Source organism: Cryobacterium glucosi (assembly GCF_004402235.1).
In the GTDB taxonomy this organism is placed as follows: Bacteria; Actinomycetota; Actinomycetes; order Actinomycetales; family Microbacteriaceae; genus Cryobacterium; species Cryobacterium glucosi.
Genome location: NZ_SOFS01000007.1, coordinates 41,547 through 61,994, shown reverse-complemented (window position 1 = coordinate 61,994; position 20,448 = coordinate 41,547). Strand labels below are relative to the sequence as shown.

Annotated in this window: 19 protein-coding genes; 10 read left to right on the top strand and 9 right to left on the bottom strand. The window is 64.6% G+C overall.

All coding sequences use genetic code 11. The features are described from left to right. Positions 1-160: 160 nt before the first annotated feature. Positions 161-1,594, bottom strand: coding sequence for a CCA tRNA nucleotidyltransferase (locus tag E3O46_RS01710; RefSeq protein WP_134558159.1), 1,434 nt, complete (start codon positions 1,592-1,594; stop codon positions 161-163). 79 nt (positions 1,595-1,673) lie between these two features. Here E3O46_RS01710 and E3O46_RS01705 point away from each other — a divergent pair, with 79 nt between their 5' ends. The 6 genes from E3O46_RS01705 to E3O46_RS01680 all read left to right on the top strand — a co-directional run bounded on the left by E3O46_RS01705 (position 1,674) and on the right by E3O46_RS01680 (position 9,581). Beyond that, a complete protein-coding gene (locus tag E3O46_RS01705) occupies positions 1,674-4,037 on the top strand; it encodes a DUF6049 family protein (RefSeq protein WP_134560984.1) in 2,364 nt (787 codons plus the stop codon). After that, entirely contained in the window at positions 4,030-5,649 is a 1,620-nt protein-coding gene (gene murJ, locus E3O46_RS01700) for a murein biosynthesis integral membrane protein MurJ (protein ID WP_134448541.1), read from the top strand. The genes E3O46_RS01705 and murJ overlap by 8 nt, the downstream gene beginning before the upstream one ends. Before the next feature lie 166 nt (positions 5,650-5,815). After that, positions 5,816-6,790 (top strand): thioredoxin-disulfide reductase, encoded by a 975-nt coding sequence (gene trxB / locus E3O46_RS01695; protein WP_134558124.1) that lies wholly within the window; start codon positions 5,816-5,818, stop codon positions 6,788-6,790. A 9-nt stretch (positions 6,791-6,799) separates the two neighbouring features. After that, a complete protein-coding gene (gene trxA / locus E3O46_RS01690) occupies positions 6,800-7,123 on the top strand; it encodes a thioredoxin (protein WP_134448545.1) in 324 nt (107 codons plus the stop codon). A gap of 137 nt (positions 7,124-7,260) precedes the next feature. Further along, a complete protein-coding gene (locus tag E3O46_RS01685) occupies positions 7,261-8,580 on the top strand; it encodes an aminotransferase-like domain-containing protein (protein ID WP_134560983.1) in 1,320 nt (439 codons plus the stop codon). Between the two features lie 41 nt (positions 8,581-8,621). After that, positions 8,622-9,581 carry a D-alanine--D-alanine ligase family protein gene (locus E3O46_RS01680; protein ID WP_134448549.1) on the top strand — a complete coding sequence of 320 codons (960 nt, stop codon included), beginning with the start codon at positions 8,622-8,624 and terminating at the stop codon, positions 9,579-9,581. A gap of 553 nt (positions 9,582-10,134) precedes the next feature. Here the strand turns inward: E3O46_RS01680 and E3O46_RS01675 are convergent. The 8 genes from E3O46_RS01675 to rpmH form a co-directional block, all read right to left on the bottom strand. After that, positions 10,135-11,223 carry a ParB/RepB/Spo0J family partition protein gene (locus tag E3O46_RS01675; protein ID WP_134448551.1) on the bottom strand — a complete coding sequence of 363 codons (1,089 nt, stop codon included), beginning with the start codon at positions 11,221-11,223 and terminating at the stop codon, positions 10,135-10,137. After that, positions 11,223-12,161, bottom strand: coding sequence for a ParA family protein (locus E3O46_RS01670; protein WP_134560982.1), 939 nt, complete (start codon positions 12,159-12,161; stop codon positions 11,223-11,225). Before E3O46_RS01670 ends, E3O46_RS01675 begins: the two co-directional genes overlap by 1 nt. 85 nt (positions 12,162-12,246) lie before the next feature. Next, positions 12,247-12,885, bottom strand: a complete 639-nt coding sequence (gene rsmG / locus E3O46_RS01665) for a 16S rRNA (guanine(527)-N(7))-methyltransferase RsmG (RefSeq protein ID WP_241975188.1) — start codon at positions 12,883-12,885, stop codon at positions 12,247-12,249. Between the two features lie 6 nt (positions 12,886-12,891). Next, positions 12,892-13,410: a Jag family protein gene (locus tag E3O46_RS01660; protein WP_134558121.1), complete on the bottom strand. Its 519-nt coding sequence runs from the start codon at positions 13,408-13,410 to the stop codon at positions 12,892-12,894. 75 nt (positions 13,411-13,485) lie between these two features. Next, a complete protein-coding gene (yidC, locus tag E3O46_RS01655) occupies positions 13,486-14,463 on the bottom strand; it encodes a membrane protein insertase YidC (RefSeq protein WP_134448555.1) in 978 nt (325 codons plus the stop codon). Between the two features lie 8 nt (positions 14,464-14,471). Then, on the bottom strand, positions 14,472-14,783 hold the full coding sequence (gene yidD, locus E3O46_RS01650; protein WP_134448656.1) for a membrane protein insertion efficiency factor YidD: 312 nt from the start codon (positions 14,781-14,783) through the stop codon (positions 14,472-14,474). Between the two features lie 22 nt (positions 14,784-14,805). After that, complete coding sequence (gene rnpA, locus E3O46_RS01645) at positions 14,806-15,201, bottom strand: ribonuclease P protein component (protein WP_134560981.1); 396 nt, start codon at positions 15,199-15,201, stop codon at positions 14,806-14,808. A gap of 8 nt (positions 15,202-15,209) precedes the next feature. Then, a complete protein-coding gene (gene rpmH, locus E3O46_RS01640) occupies positions 15,210-15,347 on the bottom strand; it encodes a 50S ribosomal protein L34 (RefSeq protein WP_010204566.1) in 138 nt (45 codons plus the stop codon). A 457-nt stretch (positions 15,348-15,804) separates the two neighbouring features. On the opposite strand from rpmH, the gene dnaA reads away from it, so the two are divergent. The 4 genes from dnaA (at position 15,805) to E3O46_RS01620 (ending at position 20,418) form a co-directional block, all read left to right on the top strand. Next, a complete protein-coding gene (gene dnaA / locus E3O46_RS01635; protein ID WP_134448558.1) occupies positions 15,805-17,226 on the top strand; it encodes a chromosomal replication initiator protein DnaA in 1,422 nt (473 codons plus the stop codon). Between the two features lie 372 nt (positions 17,227-17,598). Continuing rightward, entirely contained in the window at positions 17,599-18,747 is a 1,149-nt protein-coding gene (dnaN, locus tag E3O46_RS01630; protein WP_134560980.1) for a DNA polymerase III subunit beta, read from the top strand. An 8-nt stretch (positions 18,748-18,755) separates the two neighbouring features. Beyond that, positions 18,756-19,937: a DNA replication/repair protein RecF gene (gene recF, locus E3O46_RS01625; RefSeq protein WP_134448562.1), complete on the top strand. Its 1,182-nt coding sequence runs from the start codon at positions 18,756-18,758 to the stop codon at positions 19,935-19,937. After that, the gene (locus tag E3O46_RS01620; RefSeq protein WP_134558118.1) at positions 19,930-20,418 is read left to right on the top strand and encodes a DciA family protein; all 489 of its coding nucleotides are present in this window, start codon (positions 19,930-19,932) and stop codon (positions 20,416-20,418) included. The genes recF and E3O46_RS01620 overlap by 8 nt, the downstream gene beginning before the upstream one ends. Positions 20,419-20,448: the final 30 nt, after the last annotated feature.

Below are 20,448 nucleotides of genomic sequence, written 5' to 3'. Positions count from 1 at the left end.
AGACTACTCGATGAGGCGGCCAAAAGCCACCACAGCGCCGCGGCGCCCTCCGCGCCGTCTGTGTTCACGTCAGTCCGAGCATGCCGGGACGCGCGTGGACCGTGCAGCCGGAAGCAGCGCTTGTGGAGAAGTGCGCACATCCGCCCCTGTTGAGGAGTGGCTACTGGCCGTGGCCCGCCCACCACGCCTGAAGGCGGCGCGTTGCCTCCTCGACACCGAGGGGGCCGTCGTCGAGGCGCTGTTCGAGGAGGAAACGGTAGGCCTCGCCGACCTCCCTGCCCGGTTTCACGCCGAGGATCGCCATGATCTGCTCTCCGTCGAGGTCTGGCCGCACCGCGGCCATCTCCTCCTGCTCGGCGAGTTCGCGAATGCGCTGCTCGAGGTCGTCGTATGCGAAGCCCAGCCGGTCGGCCTTGCGCCGGTTGCGGGTGGTCACGTCGGCCCTGGTGAGGATATGCAGCCGTTCGAGCTGGTCGCCCGCGTCGCGCACATAGCGGCGCACGGCCGAATCCGTCCAGGCTCCCTCGGTGTACCCGAAGAAGCGCAGGTGGAGCTCGATCAGCCGGGAGACGGCCGCGATCGTGTCGTTGTCGAAGCGCAGCGCACGCAGGCGCTTCTTTGCGAGCTTGGCGCCCACCACGTCGTGGTGGTAGAAACTCACGATTCCGCCTGGCTCGAGCTTCCGGGTCGCCGGCTTCCCGATGTCGTGGAACAGGGCGGCGAGCCGCACGATCAGGTCCGGTCCGCCCGGGAAGCTCTCCCGGGACTTCTCGTAGCCGATCGCCTGGTCGAGCACGGTGAGGGTGTGCTGGTAGACGTCCTTGTGGTGGTGGTGCTCGTCGACCTCGAGGCGCAGCGCCGGAATCTCCGGCAGGACGATGTCGAGCAGGCCGGAGTCCACCAGCAGCTCGAGGCCGCCGTGCGGGTTGTCCGAGAGGAGCAGCTTGCAGAGCTCTTCGCAGACCCGTTCCGCCGAGATATTGCGGATGCTCGACGCCATCGCGTCCATCGCGATCGCGGTGTCGAGGTCGAGGGTGAAACCGAGTTGGGCGGTGAACCTGGCGGCACGCATCATCCGCAGCGGGTCGTCGCCGAAGGAGATCTCCGGCGAGATCGGCGTCCGCAGGACCCCGGCCATGAGGTCGCCGATGCCGTTCGCCGGGTCGACCAGGGTCAGCCCGGGAAGGCGCAACGCCATCGCGTTGACCGTGAAGTCCCGGCGGAGAAGGTCGTCCTCCAGGCTCAGCCCGAATACGACCTCCGGCTTCCTGGTCACCCCGTCGTAGCTGTCCGCCCGGTAGGTGGTGATCTCCACGGTCTCGCCGGCGACCTTCGCCCCGATGGTCCCGAAGGCCCGGCCGATATCCCACTGCGCCTCGGAGATCGGGGTGACGATCTCGAGGATCTGCTCCGGGGTCGCATCCGTCGTGAAATCGAGGTCGTGCAGGGTCCGGCCCAGGAACGCGTCGCGCACCGGACCGCCGACGAGGGCAAGCTCGTGGCCCGCAGCCTCGAAGGCCAGGGCCAGGCGGGATACGGAAGGAGTGGCAGCCAGGTCGCCCAGCCGCGTGAGGGCTGTCGCGACGCTCTGCATGCCCCCCATGTTAGTTCCTGGTCGCCGGCGCGGCAGCCGCAGACCGGTTACTCAGGGCGCACGCCGTAGAATCCCCTATATGGTGGCCGAGTCAAGTACTGCGCGTCGGCCCGCGCACCCGACAGCGGCGAGCGGCCGCTGGTCGCACCTCAGGGTCCCCGTCTCCGCCCTCCTGATCGGCATCCTCGCCGGACTGCTTCCCCTGGCTTCGTCCGGCTTCATTCCCGGCGCGCCCACCAGCGCGGCCGCCGCCGCGACGGCGACTCCGACGCCGACGCCGACAGCGGATGCTGCGACGACGGACCAGGTCACGGTGACGGTCGCCCCCGTCTCGCTGGCGCCCCTGCGGTCAGGACAGGACCTCGCGGTCACCGTAAGGATCACCAACGGCAGCGCCGAAACCATCACCCCCGGCACGATCGAGCTCTACCTCGCCGAACGGGCACTGACCAGTCGCAGCGCACTCACCGCCTGGCTGCATCCCACCAAGACGGGCAAGCCCGGCGACCTGATGCTGCGTTCGGCACTTCCGGCCGCCATCCCGCCAGCGGGAACGGCGACCGTCGCCATCTCGGTGCCCTCCGCGGACGTCGGCCTCACCTCGGGCAACGCGTGGGGCGCCCGCGGCATCTCGGCCACGATCACCGAGGACGGGTCCGTCCTCGCCCAGGGGCGGGGCACCTTCGTCTGGTATTCCAACGAGGTCGTCACCCCGGTGGCCCTCGCTGTCGTGATGCCGATCACGGTGCCGGAGCAGACCGAGGGTCTCATCCCGGCGAAATCACTCGAAACCTACACCGCGCCGGGCGGCAGGCTGAGCCGGCAGCTCGACGGCGTGATCAACCGCGACGTGACGATTGCGATCGATCCGATGATCATCGCGTCGATCCGTATCCTCGGCAACACGGCACCGGCGAGTGCCGTGGCCTGGCTCGGTCGCCTCGGTCAGGCGAAGAACGATATATTCCCGCTCGGCTATGCGGATGCCGACCTCACCCTTCAGGCCCAGGCCGCTGCCGGCACCCTCCTGGTTCCCCTCTCATTCGACCAGTCGCTCAACGCCTCGGATTTCACCTCCCCGACACCGGCACCGACACCATCAACATCAACTCCGACACCGACCCCGACTCCGACGGCAACCGGCAGCGCCCCTGCCGGCCTGACCGACACGACGACCGACACGACGACCGACACCGCGACTCCGACTCCACCCCCGACCTCAGCACCCGTGATCACTCCGGGCACAGTCCCCACGAGCGAGCAACTCCTGGCCTGGAATTACACGGCAACGGACATCGGCTGGCCGCTGACGGGCACAGTCTCGGCCGCCGACCTCGATGTCTTCACGGCGGGCGGCCTCTCGAGCCTCATCCTCGGCGGGGCAAACACCGCGCAGTCTGACCTCACCGAGACCCCCAACGCGAACGTGGTCCTGGCCGGTGGGCATGGAAACGCCCTGGTCACCGACGAACCCATCTCTGCAGCGCTCCGGACGGCGGCCACCGCGACGACGGATAGCGACTGGCAGGTGGCGATGGCCGAGCTGAGCTCCCAGATCGCGGTGGTCTCCGCCGAACGTCCCGCGACCGTGCGCACACTCCTCGCCACGTTCGACCGTGACACCGTGCCGGGTGGAGTCCGGTTGAGCGAAACCCTCGCGGCCCTTTCGGGCCTGGGCTGGCGTGCACCGGCGACCGTGGCCGCCGCACGTGCGGCGTCGCCGGCCACGGACGTGAGCTTCCAGTCCCAGGCGGTGTCCGATGCCCGCATCCTCACGGCGCGCACTCTGCTGCACCGTGAAGGTGAGGTGACGGCGTTCTCGACGGCACTCTCCAAACCGCTCGCCATCACCGCCACCCAGCGACTGACGACGCTCGCGCTGCTGTCGACGAGCTGGGCGCAGGATACGGGTGCCTGGAGCGAGGCCGTCGACTCGAGCCTCGCGGACTCCTCTGTACTGCTCTCCTCGATCAGCGTGTCCACGAAGGGTCCGATCAACGTCGTCGGCAGTCAGGTCGACATCCCGATCACCCTCGACAACGCCCTCGGGCAGTCCGTGACGGTGAAAGTCCAGGTCGTCCCGTCCAACGGCCGACTCATCGTCGGCGGCGATGTCATCGAGGCGACGATCGAGGCGTCCTCGGCCAGGACCGTCAAGGTCCCCGTGACGGCCGCTGTCGGGAATGGTGCGGTCACGCTGCGGATCACCCTCTTCTCCCCGGACGGTTCCGTCGTCGGCCAGCCCAGTCAGATTCCGATCAACGTGCGTGCGGACTGGGAGGGCCTCGGTTCGCTCATCTTCGCCGCCCTGCTCGTGCTCTTCTTCGGATTCGGGATCTGGAGAAACGTGCAGCGCCGCCGCCGGGAACGTACTGCGGTCGCGCAGGCGACAGATGCCCCTGTGGAGCCCCCCGTCGATCCCCCGGTCGTGCCGCGTGGCTAGCATCGGGCGCGCGAGCGCCTTCCTCGCCTCGGGCACGATCGTCTCCCGCATCCTGGGATTCGTGAAGGTCATCGTCCTCGCCGGCGTGATCGGCCTGTACGGCACGAGCGCCGACGCGTTCGCGCTCGCCAATCAGCTCCCGAACACCGTCTACACGATCGTCGCAGGCGGAGTCCTCACCGCGGTCCTCGTCCCCCAGATCGTCAGGGCCGGACTCCACGTCGACGGCGGCACCGCGTACATCAACAAGCTGCTGACCCTGGCGCTCAGCATCCTCGCGGTCACCACGCTCGCCGCAACACTCCTGGTCCCGGTCATCACGCCCTTCATCGGCCTGCACCTGCCTCCAGCGCAGTTGGACCTCGCCATCGCCTTCGCTTATTGGTGCATGCCGCAGATCTTCTTCTACGGCCTGTACACGGTTCTGGGGGAAGTGCTCAATGCGAGAAAGTCGTTCGGACCGTTCACCTGGGTTCCGGTTCTCAACAACGTGGTTGCCCTGGCCGGAATCGTCGTCTTCGCCCTCGTGGCCGGGGCCGACCCCAACGGTGATCGCACGGCGAGCGACTTCACCCCGGGCATGGTCGCACTGCTGGGCGGCACCGCCACGCTCGGCGTCGTCGCGCAGGCCGTCGTGCTCTTCTATTTCTGGCGTCGGATCGGACTCCACTTCCGCCCCGACTTCCACTTCCGCGGGGTCGGGCTCGGCGCCGCCGGCAAGACCGCGAGCTGGACCTTCGGCATGCTCCTGCTCAGCACGGCCGCCGGGATCGTCGAAACCCAGGTCGTCACCCAGGCCACGGGCAAGGCGTCCGTCGCCGTGCTCGCAACAGCCTGGCTCATCTTCATGCTCCCGCACTCGGTCATCACCGTTTCCGTGGCCACCGCCTACTTCACCGGCATGAGCGAGCATGCCTCCCGCGGTGACGTTGCGAAGCTCAGAACGGATGCCTCGTCGGCTATACGAGGCACGTCACTCCTGATCGTGCTCGCGTCGACGGTCATCCTGGTCTGCGCCTACCCGTTCGCGGCGGTCTTCACCCAGGGGAAGTTCGAGCAGGTGCAGGGCACCGGGAACGTCATCATCGCCTACATTCTCGGCCTCGTCGCCTTCTGCGTGCTCTTCGTCCTGCAACGCACGTTCTATGCGCTCGGCGACACCCGCACCCCGTTCTTCTTCACCCTGTTCCAGGTCATCCTCGTCGTGACCGGAGTGCTCGCGTGCTCGCTGCTGCCCCCGGCCTGGATCGCCGTCGGCATCGCACTCGTCGTGACGGTCTCCGGAATCCTGCAAACGATCCTGGCCGGCCACTTGTTGCGGCGTCGTCTGGGCGGTCTCGACGGCCGTCGTATCCTGCGGAGCCTCGTCCGGTACCTGGTCGCCGCGATTCTTCCCCTCATCATCGGCCTCGGAATCCTCCTGCTCCTCGGCGGCACTCACGAGGGCGGCTTCGCCGTCTCCGGACGGCTCGAGGCCATCCTGTCGATGCTCATCATCGGCGGCGTGATGTCCCTCGCCTACTTCGGAATGCTGCTGCTCATGCGCAGCGATGAACTCAGGGTCTTCCTGGTGCCGCTGATCAACCGGTTCCGCCCGCGCGGCACGAACTAGTCCGGCACGCCACCAGCAAGGTGGTCCCCGGGCCGGGCACACTGGCAACCGGCCGTGAACGCAGGCCCCCGGCTGGGAGGCGCGGAATAGCATCCGATTAGGATGTGTTGTACCCGGCAGCGAGGCAGCCACACCTGCCCTGCCCCCACTGCGAAGGAGTCTACGCGTGCGTCAGATCATCATCATCGGCTCCGGCCCTGCCGGATTCACGGCCGCCATTTACGCCGCGCGCGCCAACCTCAAACCGCTCCTCATCGCGAGCTCGGTCGAGGCCGGCGGCGAGCTGATGAACACGACCGAGGTCGAGAACTTCCCCGGCTTCCCCGAGGGTGTCCAGGGCCCCGACCTCATGCAGAAGATGCAGGAGCAGGCCGAACGCTTCGGCACCGAGGTCGTCTACGACGACGTCACCGAACTCGACCTCACCGGCGCGGTCAAGACCGTCACGCTCGGTTCCGGCGAGACCCACGAGGCCCTGACCGTGATCTTCGCGACCGGTTCCGCATACCGCAAGCTCGGTCTCGAAGACGAAGAGCGCCTCTCGGGGCGCGGCGTCTCCTGGTGTGCGACCTGCGACGGCTTCTTCTTCAAAGAGAAGGAGATTGCCGTGATCGGCGGCGGCGACTCCGCCATGGAGGAAGCCACCTTCCTCACCCGGTTCGCGAGCAAGGTCTACGTTGTGCACCGCAAGGACACCCTGCGCGCCTCCAAGATCATGCAGGATCGCGCCTTCGCCAACCCGAAGATCGAGTTCGTCTGGAACTCGACGGTCTCCGGCATCACGGGCACGGATGCCGTCGACGGCCTGGTTCTGCGCGACACGGTTTCCGGCGCCGAAAGCATCCTTCCCGTCGGAGGGGTCTTCGTCGCCATCGGCAATGACCCGCGCACCCACCTCGTCCACAAGCAGCTCGATCTCACGACGGACGGCACGATCGCCGTCGCTGGACGATCCTCCCTGACCAGCCAGGCGGGCGTCTTCGCCGCCGGCGACGTCATCGACCCGCACTACCGCCAGGCCGTGACCGCGGCCGCCTCCGGCACCGTGGCTGCGCTCGACGCGGAGCACTACCTCGCTTCCCTCCCCGCGGAACTGCTGGCCAGCGCCGGCGACTCCACATTCGCAACAGCCACCAACTAAGGAGCACACATGTCCGCACGCGCCGTTACCGACGCGACTTTCGACCAGGAAGTCATCAACAACGAGAAGACCGTCCTCGTGGACTTCTGGGCGGAATGGTGTGGCCCCTGCCGCGCCGTCAGCCCCATCCTGGACCAGATCGCCGCAGAGCACGCCGACAAGCTCGACATCGTCAAGCTCAACGTCGACGACTTCCCCGCCCTCGCCGCGAAATACCAGATCACGTCGATCCCGGCCATGAAGGTGTTCCAGAAGGGCGAGGTCGTCAAGACCGTCATCGGCGCCAAGCCGAAGGTCGTCCTCGTTTCCGACCTGGCCGCATACCTGGCCTAGAGGCCCTCTCCCCGCTTCGGTCGGTTTCACGTGAAACACCGGACGTAGAGATGAACGAAGCCCGCCCGGCACCGTCGGGCGGGCTTCGTCGTATCCGGGTGGGCCTACGATTGAACCCTCACCAGAACGGATGTGACGTGACTGCACAGGGCTCTTCCCAGGCCGGTAACAACCTCGACCCGTGGTACCACCACTACGCCGAGCGAGCCGCCGGGCTGCGGGCCTCCGAGGTGCGGGCCCTCTTCGCCGTCGCCTCCCGCCCCGAGGTCGTCTCACTGGCCGGGGGAATGCCGTTCGTGGCAGCGCTGCCCCCGGACCTCGTGGTCAACGCCATGGAGCGGGTCATGCGTGAGCAGGGTCCCGTCGCCCTGCAATACGGCTCCGGCCAGGGAGTACCCGCTCTCCGCGAACAGATCCTCGAGGTCATGGCCCTCGAAGGCATCCGCGCCCATGCCGACGATGTCGTCGTGACCACCGGCTCGCAGCACGCCCTCGAACTCGTCAGCAAACTCTTTCTCGATCCCGGTGACGTTGTGATCTCCGAGGGACCGAGTTACGTGACTGCCATGGTCATCTTCAAGTCGTACCAGGCCGAGGTCGACCATGTTCCCATGGACGAACACGGTCTCATCCCTGAAGCCCTGCGTGAGCACATCCAGCAGCTCCGTGTTGCAGGCAAGACCATCAAGTTCCTGTACACGATCCCGAACTTCCACAACCCGGCCGGGGTCACGCTGAGCTGGGAACGGCGTATCGAAATTCTCGAGATCTGCCGCGCCAACAACATCCTCGTCCTCGAAGACAACCCGTACGGCCTGCTCTACTTCGACAAGCCGGCACCGGATGCGATGCGCTCCCTCGAACAGGACGGCGTCGTCTACCTCGGCACCTTCTCCAAAACCCTCGCTCCGGGTTTCCGGGTGGGTTGGGCCCTCGCACCCCACGCGATCAGGGAAAAGCTGGTGCTCGCGAACGAGGCCGCCGTTCTGTCGCCGAGCTCGTTCAGCCAACTCGTGATCTCGGAGTACCTGGCCACTGCCGATTGGAAGGGCCAGATCAACACCTTCCGAGGCGTGTACCACGAGCGCAAGGACGCCCTGCTGAATGCACTGGACGAGTACCTGCCCGAACTCACCTGGACGAATCCCAATGGGGGATTCTATGTCTGGGTCACCCTGCCGCAGCTGCTCAATTCCAAGGCGATGCTCCCGCGCGCCGTCAAGGAGCTCGTCGCGTACACGCCGGGAACCGCTTTCTTCGCCGACGGCGACGGCCAGCAGAACATCCGCCTGTCGTTCTGCTATCCCACCCCTGCCGAGATCCGGGTCGGCGTCCGTCGACTCGCGACCGTCGTCCGCGATGAGCTCGACCTTCTCGAAACGTTCGCCGGAACCGGCTCGCTCGATCCGCTCCGCACACCCGGTCGCTTCAACCCGCTGCCGAACGACATCTCCTAGCCCACGAACCACCCCAAGCGATTAGCAAGGAATCCCTGATCATGACCGATATTTCTCCCCTCGCGATCATCGTTCTCGCCGGCGGAATCTCGCATGAGCGCGATATCTCGCTCCGTTCGGGGCGTCGGGTCGCGGACGCGCTCACCGGCCTCGGCCACAAGGTCACCCTCCTCGACCCGCAGGCGGGGCTCCTGCTCGACCTCACCACCCGGGCCCCCGATGTCATCTTCCCGGTCGTGCACGGAGCCACCGGGGAAGACGGCGCGCTCCTCTCGCTCCTGGAGACGACGGGTATCCCCCACGTCGGCTCCCGCGGAGGTCCGGCGAGCCTCGCCTGGACGAAGCCCACGGCCAAGGAACTCGTCCGACGCGCCGGGTTCGCGACACCGAACTGGATTGCCCTCTCCAAAGAGACCTTCCGGGACCTCGGAGCGGCGAGCGTTCTCGAGCATCTCCTGACGGCACTTCCCACTCCCCTTGTCGTGAAGCCATCCCAGGGTGGATCCGCGCAGGGTGTCACCATCGTCGAGACCGCGGCCGAGCTTCCGCGGGCCATGGTCGAGGCCTACACCTACAACTCGGTGGCCCTCGTCGAAGAAAAGGTACGCGGCACCGAACTCGCCGTCACGGTCATCGACTCCGGACTCGGTCCGGTCGCCCTCCCCGCCGTCGAGATCGTGCCCGTCAATGGTGTCTACAGCTTCGAGGCCCGCTACAACGCCGGCGAGACCCTCTTCTACGCACCAGCGCGCATCACCGCGGACATCGCCACTCTCGTCACCCAGACGGCTGTCGATATTCACACACTGCTCGGACTCCGCCACATCTCCCGGATCGACCTGATCGTCGACGAAGACGGCGTTGTCTGGTTCCTCGAAGCCAACGTGCTCCCCGGGCTCACGGAAACCTCCCTGGTCCCCCAGTCCATCGAAGCGTCGGGTGCGACGCTCGGCGACGTCTACGAGTCACTCGCGCGAGCCGCGGTCGCGACCGTCGACTGACTTCGATCCGACAAGATCGTCCATTTCTCCCGAAAATCAGCCCCTTTGGGGCGCGAATCGGACATTCCCGGAGCGCCGGAATCGGCTTAGGATGCCTTCTGAAGACCTGAAATCACGCAGAACCGGCGTTCCCACTCGTCTTTCCTGACAACGTTTCACGTGAAACACTCGCGCCAGAAATGACGGGAGGCAGAAAATCCGCGCAAGAGCACGTTTCACGCGAAACATGCGCTACATTCTGCACACCCCACAGGCACGCTGGTGATTCACCCTGCACGGCGGTGGCCCCTTGAGACACCGGTTATATAGAGAATGGCTTGAGTCTAACGCTATGTTTCACGTGAAACATACCTGGGGTTCGCGTCTCGTGACACCGTTTCACGTGAAACATGCGCAGAACGTCGCGTCGACCAGGCGCCCCGGTGATGAAGCGCGCCAATTGCGTCATTTCGTACCAAGCACTCCGCGAGTGAATCGGCTCACCTGACGCGTGTGCGTGCGTGATGTTTCACGTGAAACACCGTAGGGGAGCAGGCCTGTTCGACCGAGGGATCTAATTCGACCCGAAGCCGGGCTCTCCCAGAACCGCAAGAATCCGGTTCAGGTCGCCGATCGTGGCAAAATCGATATTGATCTGTCCCTTACGCGCGCCCAGGTTGATCTTCACCCGGGTGTCCAGGCGATCGCCAAGGTGTGAAGCGATCTCGTCGAGGTGACCCTGGCGTTTGCCTGCCGATGGTCGAGGCGCCTGCGCCTTCGGCACTGCCGTCGCCGCGGCTTCCGCCGCCCGCACAGAGAGGTCCTCGTTGACGATCTTGTCGGCGAGACGAAGCATCCCTTCCGGATCGCCCACGGAGAGGATCGCACGGGCGTGACCGGCGGACAGGACACCCGCGGCAACCCGTACCTGGACGGCTTCCGGAAGCTTCAGGAGACGGATCGTGTTGGTGATTTGTGGCCTTGACCGGCCAATTCGCTGTGCGAGCTCGTCCTGGGTGATTCCAAAGTCCGCGAGCAGCTGCTGGTACGCCGACGCCTCTTCGAGCGGATTGAGCTGGGCACGATGCAGGTTCTCGAGCAGTGCGTCGCGGAGCATGTCGATGTCCGCGGTCTCCCGGACAACGGCGGGGATGGAATCGAGGCCCGCTTCCTTGGTCGCCCGCAACCGACGCTCGCCCATGACGAGTTCGTATTTTCCGGGCTGATCGGGGAGGGGGCGCACCACGATCGGCTGCAGCACACCGACCTCGCGAATGCTGTGCACGAGTTCCGCAAGATCGGATTCGTCGAACACGCTGCGGGGCTGCACGGCATTCGGGACGATATCGAACGGATTGAGGTGCGCGAGCCGGGCACCGGGAACCGGTACGAGGACGGGCGCATCCGCATCCGCCGGCTCGACGACAGCAGAACCGCCCTCGACCAGGCCGTCCTCTGCGGGAGCACCCGAGTCCGGCACCGCGGTGAGTCCGACAGCGTCGATCCCGGCCTTGTCACCCGCCGCCGCGAGTGCGGCTGCCGCGCTCGCCTTCGCCGCCGGGGAGTACGGGAAGAACACGTCCACGGGACGGGCGAGGGTCGGGTCGTCCTGAATCGGAATCAGGGCGCCGATACCGCGGCCGAGGCCTGTTCTCTTCGCCATTACTGTCGTTCTCCTGTCTGGGGGGCACCGCGTCTGGCGATTTCCGCTGCTGCTTCAAGGTAGGAGAGCGATCCTGCCGAGTTCAGGTCGTAACTGATCACGCTCTGACCGTAGCTCGGCGCCTCAGAAACCCGCACAGAGCGCGGAATGAGGGTACTCAACACCTGGTCGGGGAAGTGATCGCGCACGTCCTGCGCCACCTGGTTGGCCAGGTTGGTGCGGCTGTCGTACATCGTCAGCAGAATGGTCGATACCGTGAGTTCGGGGTTCAGGTGCTTCTCGATCAGTTCGATGTTCTTGAGCAGCTGGCTCAGGCCTTCGAGCGCGTAGTACTCGCACTGAATCGGGATGAGGACCTCTTTCGCGGCGACGAAGGCGTTGATCGTGAGGAGCCCGAGGGATGGGGGACAGTCGATGAACACATAGTCGTAGGGATCCGTCATTGCGGAGAGGTGCACGGTGAGGGCACGACTCAGCCGCTGTTCGCGGGCGACGAGGGAGACGAGCTCGATCTCGGCTCCCGCGAGGTGGATCGTCGCCGGTACGCAGAAGAGCGAACCGAATTCGGGGCTGCTCTGCACAACGGAGGCGAGTTCTACGTCGTTGATGATCACGTCATAGACGCTCGGGGTGTCCGCGCGGTGTTCGACGCCGAGCGCTGTCGAGGCATTTCCCTGCGGATCGAGGTCGATCACAAGTACCCGGGCACCCTGCCGGGCCAGGGCCGCTGCCAGGTTCACGGCGGTCGTGGTCTTGCCAACGCCGCCCTTCTGGTTGGACACCGTGATGATCCGGGTGCGCTCGGGCTTGGGCAGCTTCTCCGCTGCGATCACCTGACGCCTGCGCGTGAGCTCGGTGATTTCCCTGGCGAGGGGAGTGCTGCTGTCAAAACCGCGTGCGGCCGTGGTGTCGTGCTGTTCCTGGCCGGGTTGTTTCACGTGAAACCTTTACGTTCGACGGTTGAAGAGCCATCCGAGGGTGATGCACGATCCGTGTTCGCGTGTGCGAAACGCCAATCGGGGACTAATCAACTGTAGCCCTTATGACTCGCGTCACGTCCTGCAGCACGCCCTCACCGAGGGTGATCACCTCGACATTGCTGAGGTGGAAGCGACGAATCTCCTTCGCAGCCGCCGAAATTTCGCCCTGCGCACCAGCGCCCTTCATGAGCACGAGCTCGCCCCCTGCCCTGAGGAGCGGCGCCGTCAGGGGAATCAGTGTTCGGAAAGCGCTTACTGCGCGCGCGGTGACCTGGTCGAGCGGATGCGGAAGGTGCAGGTCCTCAGCACGGGCGCGCGTCACGGTCGTGTTGGTCAAACCGAGCTCCGCAACCTGCTCGGTCAGCCAAGCCACCCGGCGCTCCATCGGTTCGATCAGCACGAAGTCGACGTCGGGCCGAATGATCGCGAGCACGAGTCCGGGCAGTCCGGCGCCGGACCCGACGTCGCCGACCAGTCCGGGCCGGAGCAGCGGGGCCATGATCGCACAGTTCAGGATGTGCCGGCTCCAGAGCCGGGGCAACTCGAGCGGGCCGATCAGGCCGCGCTCCTCGCCCTGCGTCGCGAGGTTGGCCGCGAAGGCCCGTGCGACGTCGATGCGGTCCCCGAAGAGCCCGGCCGTGACGACCGGTTCGATCTCGAGCGTGTCGTTCACGGGTTCCACGTGAAACTACGCCGCGGTGATGACCGTGTGACGGTCGCGGCCTTCGCCCGTCGACTCCGACACGTAACCGTGCTCGGAGACGAGGTCGTGCACGAGCTTGCGCTCATAGGACGACATCGGCGGCAGGGAGGCTTCCGTCGCGCCTGCGGCGATGCGCTCGATCGCCCGGGTCACGAGGACGCCGAGCTCCGCCTGGCGGGCCTCACGGGAGCCGCCGATGTCGAGGATCAACCGGGAGAACGACCCGGTTTTGTTCTGTACCGCGAGGCGGGTCAGTTCCTGCAGGGCGTTCACGGTGTCCGGGCGGGAGAGCAGGCGCAGGCTTCCGGCATCCGTCGAATTGACCGACACGTAGGCGCGGCCGTTGCGGGCATCGATGTCGATGTCCCCGTCGAGGTCGCAGATGTCGAGGAATTCCTCGATGTAGTCCGCGGCGACGTCGCCCTCCTTCTCGAGCTGATCGAGGGTGGGGGAGTCGTCTTCCGCGGGGGAATCCGCGGCGATCACGTCGGTGTTCTCAGTCACGATGTCCGTCTCTTCTGTGTTCTGCTCAGTCGTTCTGTTCAGGCCCTTCGGCCTGTTCAGTCGCTTCGGACCAGTCTATTTCTTCGGGCCGGTCTGCTTCTTGGCGCGGGACTTGCCGACGGGCTGCTGACGCTGCGGCTGCTGCTTCTTCGGCTCTTCGACCACGATGATGTCGCCATCCTTCGCGATGAGCTTTCCCTTGCGCGCGAGACGCTCCTCGCGGGCCTTGGCCGCTTCACTGCCCGGTGTCGGCATGTTGCGGATGACCAGGAACTGCTGGGCCATGGTCCAGATGTTCGAGGTCAGCCAGTAGAACATGACGCCGAGCGGGAAGGCGATACCGGAGAAGGCGAAGACGAGCGGGAGTAAATACAACATCATGCGCTGCTGCTTGAACATCGGGCTCGCCTTGGTTTCCGGCGACATGTTCTTGGAGACGATCTGCAGCTGCGTGATGAACTGCGAAGCAGTCATCAGGACGACCATGGTGGCCGCGATGAGCATCACGGCGAGGTTGTACGGGCTGCCGGCCACGAGCAGCGCCCACTGCGTGGAGAACGATTCGTGCAGCGGTGCGACCCCGAACAAGGTCGCACTCCCGAAGCTCTCCGCAAGCTGGGAGTTGAGCGGACCGACGCCGGCCTTGGCGTGCTGCGCGTCGTTGAGGACGGAGAAGAGCGCGAAGAAGATCGGCATCTGCAGCAGGAGGGGAAGGCACGAGCTCAGCGGGTTCGTGCCCGTGCGCTTGTACAGTTCCATGGTCTCGCGGGACATTGCCTCGCGGGAGAACTGGTCCTTCTTGCCCTTGTACTTGTCCTGGATCTTCTTGAGCTGGGGAGCGACCTCGAGCATCTTGCGCTGGCTGCGAATCTGCCGTACAAAGATGGGGATGAGCGCGGCGCGCACGACGAGCACGAGTCCCACGATCGCGAGCACCCAGGTGATGCCATCGTTGTAGCCGAGGCCAACGGTCGTGAACAACCAGTGGAAGGCGACGAGCAGGAGCTCGACAGCCCATTTCAAAGGCCAGAGAATCGTACCTAGGAGGTCCATACTTTGGGTCAGCCCTTTCCGTGGCTCACTGGGACTACAAATCCAAACGACGTCACGGCGTAGCGACGCTTGCGCTTCAGCGGAACGTCATCGACTCCGCCTTCGGCCCACGGATGACACCGGGCCAGCCGGCGTGCAGCCAGACCGGACCCGATTACAAGGCCATGTTCCTGAACGGCGCCGAGTGCGTACGCCGAACAAGAGGGATAGTACCTGCAAACGTCGCCATACAGCGGTGAGATCACCGCGCGGTAGACGCGCAGGAGCACAACCCCCAGATTGCGTGGGAGCAGAAGGACCCACGCCAACACCGTCTTCACGAGGTCGACCATCGCGGGCTACTCATCGGGAGGGCAGTCGTTCCGGCCGGCGATGGCCGGATCCGGTCGTGCCCGCGGCAATTCGGCGCTGGAAACTCAGGAGGGCCTGGCTGACTTCGGCCTGCAAAACCGGCCACTCCACTTCGTGCGCCGCAGGAAGTGCGCGAATGACGACATCCGTGCCCGGGTTCACCGTAGGGAGCAGACCGAAGCACGCCGCCTTCAGGCGACGTCGCATTCGGTTGCGCCGGACGGCGTTCCCCACGTTTTTGGCGACGATGAAACCAAACCGAGGGGGTAAGCCCTTTGAATTGTCACGCAGGTACGTCACGAAGTGCGGACCAACAACACGCACGCCACGGCGAACGACCATCTTGTAGTCGTTGCCGCTCGTGATGCGATTGGTCCCCGCGAGCACGTGAGTGCTTAGGCGGAAAGCTCGGTGCGACCCTTGCGACGGCGGGCACCGAGGATCGCGCGGCCGGCACGGGTACGCATGCGAAGACGGAAGCCGTGCACCTTGGCGCGACGACGGTTGTTCGGCTGGAAAGTTCTCTTGCTCATTGTGTGGTCTCCACGTATTGAATCTCCGCAGGCCAAAAAATGTAGAACGGCCGGGAAAGAGTGAGGTAGCCCGCGGGCTGGGGTCAACTGATTAAAACTACGGCCTCAATCGGTGCTGGTCAAACCCGACGGCGGTAAACGGCAGATTCTGCAGATGTTTTCTCGGTTTCCGGTCAACGACACGTACCGAATCCACAACAGAGTTGGCCGCCGCGGCAGACATTGACTACCGTGAGGACAAGTTATCCACAGGCAGCCCGCAATGCCTGTAAAACACAGCCCGAATTGCGCACAGGCGGTGGATAACCTTGTGGATGCTTTTGCTGAGGCCGTCGATTCGGCCCACACTGGTGTCGACTCTTCCGGCAGTTCCGGGTGCATTCAAGAAATCATCGACAGTACCGACACGCAGTTTCAACACACAGCGTTTCACCAGACAGTATCGACAGAGGGAACAATGGCAGCCGAAGAACAACCGATCGCGGACACCTGGCGGGCAGTGCTCACCAGCCTCGAATCGGATGACACCATCACCCCGATGCTCTACGGCTTCCTGAACCTGGTCGAACCCAAGGGCATCGCGGCCGGCACGTTCTATCTCGAAGTACCGAACGAGTTCACCGCGAGCATGCTGAACCAGCGGATGCGGGTGCCGCTGCTCGCCGCGATGGGTCAACTGTCCGAGGCGAGCGCGGTCTCGACCTTCTACGTCGTCGTCAATCCCGAACTCGAGCAGGAGTCGCTCCGTCCGGTCCAGGAGTCCGCACTGCCCAGGGACGTCGAGACACCCGCGACGCCCCAATCGGTTTTCGAGAGCGCGCCGCCCGTCGAGAGCCCGCACGACACCCGGCTCAATTCCAAGTACAGCTTCGACAACTTCGTGATCGGGCAGTCGAACCGGTTCGCGCACGCCGCCGCGGTCGCCGTTGCCGAGGCACCGGCCAAGGCGTACAACCCCCTCTTCGTCTACGGCTCCTCCGGATTGGGCAAGACCCACCTGCTCCACGCCATCGGCCACTACGCCATGAGCCTCTATCCCGGCATCCGAGTGCGTTATGTCAGTTCAGAAGAGTTCACCAACGACTTCATCAACTCGATCGCCAACAACCGCGGCTCGGCATTCCAGTCCCGGTATCGCAATATCGACATCCTGATGATCGACGACATCCAGTTCCTGCAGGGCAAGGCGGAGACCCAAGAGGCGTTCTTCCACACCTTCAACACTCTGCACGACCACAACAAGCAGGTCGTCATCACGAGCGACCTGCCGCCGAAGGCCCTGACCGGTTTCGAAGACCGCATGAGGTCCCGTTTCGAGTGGGGCCTCATCACGGATGTCCAGGCCCCCGACCTCGAGACCCGCATCGCCATCCTGCGCAAGAAGGCCCAGAGCGAGAAGCTCCAGGTTCCCCACGACATCCTCGAATTCATGGCGTCCAAGGTCTCATCCAACATCCGCGAGCTCGAGGGAACCCTGATCAGGGTCACGGCCTTCGCGAGCCTCAACCGAACGCCCGTCGACATGGACCTCGTCCAGACGGTGCTCAAGGACCTGATCACCCTCGACGAAGACAACGTCATCGCGCCGGTCGACATCATCACCAACACGGCGGACTACTTCAAGCTCACCGTCGAGGACCTCTATGGCTCCTCACGCTCCCAAGCCGTTGCCACGGCTCGCCAGATCGCGATGTACCTCTGCCGCGAGCTCACCAATCTCTCCCTCCCGAAGATCGGCCAGCTGTTCGGCAACCGGGACCATACGACGGTGATGTACGCGAACAAGAAGATCAGCGAACTCATGAAGGAACGCCGCTCGATCTACAACCAGGTCACGGAGCTCACCAACCGCATCAAACAGGACCACCGCTACAAATAAGCCGCAGAATCCCTCAGTTTTCACAGTTGTGGATAACCCTGTGGAAACTCGTCGAACAACTTGTCTGAATTTGTGGAAACTACCGTCCAGCTTGTGCAAACTCCGCTGGTGGTAAGGCTCGCCCTGAACCGGGGGACGATTAACGCTCACAGGCTGCCCACAAGTTACATGTTTGTAGTTCCCAGTGAATGAGCCGCATCCACAGAGTTATCCACAGTTTCCACAACGGTTAAGAAGATTAACAAAAACTTAAACTTCTCTCTGGCCGACAACCTTTCCTCCGACACCGGAGGAAACCGAGCGACGCCGGGGCCGTTGTGAGAACGACTACCATTGAGGCCAAACAGGTCTCCGACCGACAGGAGTGACTTCGTGAGATTTCAGGCCAACCGGGACGTTTTCAGCGAAGCCGTTTCTTTTGCTGTCAAACTCCTTCCCCAGCGCACCACGCTGCCCATTTTGAGCGGTGTGCTGATCGAAGCAACAGCGACCGGCTTGATCCTCTCGTCATTCGACTATGAGGTGTCCGCGCAAACCGAAATCGCCGCCGAGGTCGAAGAGACCGGACGGGTTCTCGTGTCCGGTCGCCTCCTCGCCGAGATCGCCAGCCGGATGCCGAACGCCCCCGTCACATTCGTGACCAAGGACTCCCGCATCACGGTCAGCTGTGGAACCGCGAGCTTCACGCTCCTGTCCATGCCTGTCGAGGAATATCCAAGCATCCCGGTCGTCAGCGGCCAGGCCGGCCTGGTTCCCGCCGAAGATTTCGCCGCTGCCGTCGCCCAGGTCGCCGTCGCCGCATCGCGTGACGACGTCACGCCGGTCATCACGGGTGTCCAGCTGCAGATTTCCGAAAACAGCCTGAGCCTCGTCGCGACAGACCGCTACCGTGTCGCCGTGCGAGAAATCGACTGGGACCCCGGAACGATGGTCGCGACAGACACCATCACCGCGCTCGTACCCGCACGTACCCTGCAGGAAGTCGGCAAGACCTTCGGACACAGCGGCACGATCTCCGTCGCGATCACCAACACCGACGATCGCGAAGTGATCGCATTCACCGCCGACAAGAAGACCGTCACAAGCCTGTTGATCAAGGGCAACTACCCGCCGGTTCGCCGGCTGTTCCCCGACCAGGTCGACAACTACGCCGTGATGAATACCGCGGAACTGATCGAGGCCACCCGCCGTGTCGCTCTCGTGCTCGAACGCGAGGCTGCGCTGCGTTTCTCCTTCACGACCGAGGGACTCACGCTCGAAGCGGTCGGTTCCGAACAGGCACAGGCCAAGGAATCCGTCGATGCGATCCTGTCCGGCGTCGAAACCGTTGTTTCCCTCAAGCCGCAATTCCTGCTGGACGGCCTCACGGCCGTGCACTCGGAATTCGTGCGGATCTCCTTCACGAAGACGGAAAACCCGAACAAGCCGGGCCCTGTCCTGATCACGAGCCAGAGTTCGCGCGACCAGCCGGGAGCTGACAGCTACAAGTACCTGCTCCAGCCGAACCTGCTGTTGCGCTAAGAACTCCGGTGCGGGTAACTCACCTGTCCCTGACCGACTTCCGCAACTATGCGCAGGTCGAGGTTCCGTTCCAGCCGGGACCGAACCTCATCGTCGGGAGCAACGGCCAGGGGAAGACCAACCTGGTCGAGGCCCTCGGCTTCCTGAGCACACTGGGTTCGCACCGGGTGTCGACGACGGCCGCGATGATCAGGTCCGGCGAGGAATCCGCGATCATCCGGGCCAAACTCGAGTACAACGGCCGGGACCTCCTCGCCGAAGTGCAGATCAACCGCTCGGGACTGAACCGGGCGCAGATCAACCGTTCGGTGATCAAGACGAGGGAACTGCCGCGGTATTTCTCGAGCGTCCTGTTCGCTCCGGAAGACCTCGCGCTCGTCCGCGGCGACCCGTCTGGACGACGCCGTTTTCTCGACCAGCTGCTCGTCCTCCGGTCTCCGCGTCTCACCGGTGTGCTCGCCGACTACGACAGGGTGCTCCGGCAGCGCAATTCCCTGTTGAAATCGGCGAGGGCGTCCGGATTGCGCACAACCCAGCTCGGAACCCTCGAAGTGTGGGACGACCGTCTCGTGGAATTCGGTTCGGAGATCATCGACGAGCGGGCGAAGCTCGTCGAAGAGCTCGGCACACCCCTCCGCACTGCATATGAGGCCGTCGTCGGCGCCGATCACGGGCCGGCCCTGCTCGGCGCACTCAGTATCCTCGGACTGGATGACACCCTCGGCAGCGAGGAGGACACTCCCTCCGGAGCATCGGTCGGCACGAATGATGCCGGAGCGAAGGAGGCAGGGGCGACCGCCGACCTGTTCCGTGCATCCCTGGCCGGTGTGCGCAGGAAGGAACTCGACCGCGGGATGACCCTCGTCGGACCGCATCGCGACGATGTGGTGTTCATGCTCAATGCCCTGCCGGCGCGTGGGTATGCGAGCCATGGCGAATCCTGGTCGTTCGCCCTCGCGCTCAAGCTCGCAGCCGCCGAACTCCTGCGCAGGGACTCCTCGAGTGGGGATCCTGTCCTCATCCTCGACGACGTCTTCGCCGAACTCGACCAATCGCGCCGCAGCCGCCTCGCAGCCGCGGTCCTGGGATTCGACCAGGTGCTCATCACGGCAGCCGTGTTCGAGGATGTCCCCAAGCAACTGGCCGCGCACACGATTCACATCCACGCCGGGGAGGTCATCGATGGCTGAGCAGAGCGAGGCAGCACGGGTCTACCTGCGCTTCAAGGACGTGTTCGGCGACCCGAACGCGAAGCGTGTCAGGGCGAGGCGCCGGGTGCGGGACGACACCGGCTCGAGTGTCCCGTTCGGCATCGGCCGCGATCCGCGTGGCCTCGGGGACACAATCGACTCCCTGACCCTGCAACTGGGCTGGAACTCACCCCTCGCGCAGTCGGAACTGCTCGCATCCTGGATCGAACTCGCCGGTGAGGAAACCTCGAAACACTCCACTCCCGCCGGCATCGACGAGGGCGTCCTGACCGTGCACTGCGAGTCGACGGCGTGGGCGACCCAGCTGCGCATGATGCGTGTCGAAATCATGACGCACATCTCCGTCCGGTATCCGGACGCGGGCATCCTGTCAATCCGTTTTCAGGGACCCAACGCTCCCTCCTGGAAAAAGGGTCCCAGATCAATTCCAGGGCGCGGTCCACGCGATACCTACGGCTAGGGAGCCAAAACAGGTCAACCGACTAGGCAA